Source organism: Microcystis sp. LE19-195.1E, from assembly GCF_027532095.1.
Classification (GTDB): domain Bacteria; phylum Cyanobacteriota; class Cyanobacteriia; order Cyanobacteriales; family Microcystaceae; genus Microcystis; species Microcystis aeruginosa.
The window spans coordinates 1-2,664 of record NZ_JAPZSZ010000331.1; the positions used below are offsets into that span (position 1 = coordinate 1).

At 44.3% G+C, this 2,664-nt stretch carries 1 protein-coding gene and 1 pseudogene; one reads left to right on the forward strand and one right to left on the reverse strand.

Going from position 1 to position 2,664, the window contains the following annotated elements; all coding sequences use genetic code 11:
• Positions 1-212 precede the first annotated feature (212 nt).
• Positions 213-1,748 carry a bifunctional phosphoribosylaminoimidazolecarboxamide formyltransferase/IMP cyclohydrolase gene (purH, locus tag O9300_RS17925; protein WP_287973112.1) on the reverse strand — a complete coding sequence of 512 codons (1,536 nt, stop codon included), beginning with the start codon at positions 1,746-1,748 and terminating at the stop codon, positions 213-215.
• Between the two features lie 356 nt (positions 1,749-2,104).
• Between purH and O9300_RS17930 the strand changes: the two are divergent.
• A pseudogene (locus O9300_RS17930) lies at positions 2,105-2,530 on the forward strand (ATPase); the annotation flags it as partial.
• Positions 2,531-2,664: the final 134 nt, after the last annotated feature.

The window sequence follows — 2,664 nt, forward strand, 5'->3', positions numbered from 1 at the left end:
AATTAAAGCAGCTCTAAAGAGTTTTGAGTTAAAAGTTAAACTTCAAGTTTTCATTCAGGACAAATGTACTGATTAACTAATTTTTTGGGGAAAATTAGTTAACCCATCATTATAACATATAATTAATTTGCAAGAGTTCTAGAGAAATTAACCGATAATTAATAACTGGTTGGGGTGCGTTAATTTAAGCAATAACACACCCTAACCTTGTATTAATGCAAGAAATGACGAATGCCTGTTAAGACCATAATTAAACCTAACTCATTAGCGGCATTAATCGAATCCTGATCTTTTAAAGAACCTCCGGGTTGAACAATTGCCTCGATACCAAACTGGGCCGCCGTGCGAATAGAATCATCAAAGGGGAAAAAGCCATCACTAGCCAAATAGCCACCTTTGGCCGCTTCCCCTGCTTGTTCAAGGGCAATTTTCGTCGAACCAACGCGATTCATTTGCCCTGCACCAACGCCTAAAGTAGTTTTATTTTTCGTCACCACAATAGCATTAGATTTAACGTGCTTAGATACTTTCCAAGCAAACAGTAATTCCGCTAATTGTGCGGCAGTGGGTTGTTTTTCTGTCACCACGCGCCACTCCTCCGGGGTTTCTACCACGTCATCGGCCGCTTGTACTAGAAAACCGCCAGCGATAACTTTTACTGTTTGTTTTTCTCCCGTGCTTAAATCCGGCAGCAATAAAATCCGCACTTTTGACTTTTTAGCGAGGATATCCCGGGCTTCAGGGCTACAATCGGGGGCAACCACGCATTCTAGGAAGGTTTTCGTTAATTCTTTAGCGGTTGCTTCATCTATGGCTTGATTTAGGGCAACAATACCCCCAAAAGCCGAGATAGCATCGGCGTTAAAAGCTTTAGTATAAGCTTCCACTAAACTACCACCGATCGCCACCCCACAGGGATTAGTGTGTTTCAAGATAGCGGCGGCCGGTTCTTCCCTGCCGAATTCGGCGATTAAACGGCGGGCTGCTTCTAAATCGACTAAATTGTTATAACTTAGTTCTTTTCCCTGTAATAAGGTCGCTTTTCCCCAACCTTGAGCCATTGTACCGCTGCCGTACCAAGTGGCACTTTGGTGGGGATTTTCGCCGTAACGCAGGGTTTGCAGGGCATTTCCCGCCAAATTAAAGCGAGTCGTTTCCCCGTTTAAGCTGGCGAAATAGGCAGCGATCGCACCATCGTAGGCATTGGTTAAAGCGAAGGTTTCCCCCGCCATTTTTTGACGGAATTCCAGGGAGATTTCGCCGTTATTTTGCCGTAATTGGCTTAAATACTGCTCGTAATACTTCGGGTTACTGATGACAGTCAAATGGGCGAAATTTTTAGCTGAGGCGCGTAACATCGCCGGACCACCAATATCGATTTGTTCGATCGCCTGAGCGGTGGTGACCTCAGGATTGGCGATCGTCTGTTCAAAGGGATAGAGATTAACCACCACCAAATCAAAAGGACGAATTTGATTAGCCTCCATTTCCGCTAAATCTGACTCCCAATCCCGTCTAGCCAAAATACCGCCATGGATGCGAGGATGGAGAGTTTTCACCCTTCCGCCCAAGATTTCAGGAGATCCTGTATATTCTCCCACTTTAATCACGGGAATTCCCGCCGATTGGAGCGTTTTGGCGGTTCCTCCACTGCTAATAATTTCAAAATCAAATTCTTCTGTTAGCTGACGGGCAAAGTCAACTATTCCGGTTTTGTCAGTGACGCTGATCAGCGCTAAACGTCCCATAGTAGTGATCTATAAGCAACAATCTCAGTATATCCCAGCCCTAACCCGTTAAAAATTAAAAAAAGTAGGTTAGTAAATAATCAGCTGCTTCTATATTTTCGTCTCTCAAATATCAACTTATGCCAAGGAAATTTGTAAACTCCTCCTTGAAAGATTTAGTCTGAATTGTTAAAAAATACAGGATTTTTCAGGGTAACGAATTCGATCGAGATTAGTGAAAACCTCTTGGCAACCGTCATCGCCAAATGTTCTCAGATTACCATCATCTAGGAGAGTAGCCACTTCTGGTAAACTGGTACCACTGGTACTTAGTTCGAGGTTATCTCAAAATAATCTGGAGGACGAGCTTTTCCCTCATGTCTGATGTTTATCTAATTGGTGGCCCCAATGGTTCCGGGAAAACCACCGTCGCTAAAAAACTTTTACCCAACTTTTTAGGCGTTATCGAGTACGTTAACGCCGATGAAATTGCCGCCGGACTCTCACCTTTTAATCCTGAGTCGGTTGCTATCCAAGCAGGACGGTTGATGTTAGAAAGGCTGGTAACACTGAAGTGCCAAGGAATAGATTTTGCCTTTGAAAGCACCCTGGCAGCCCGACATTTTGCCCGTTTTTTGAGAGACTGTCGCAGTTCTGGCTATAGGCTCAATCTTATTTATTTTTGGCTACAAAGTCCAGAATTAGCTTTAGAGAGAGTTCACAGAAGGGTAGCCAGTGGCGGTCATAATATTCCTGAAGATGTGGTTCGTCGTCGTTATGAGCGGGGACGCATTAACCTCATCGGAAATTTTGGGTCTGAAACCCCGCCGTTCTAGGTTGGCTTTACGTTAGAATTAAAAGGCCAGTCTCGAAAACCAAGTGGACGGCGCAGCACCTTGAAAACTCGGCTTAGGGGGTTCCGACCAGAAAAGCTTGG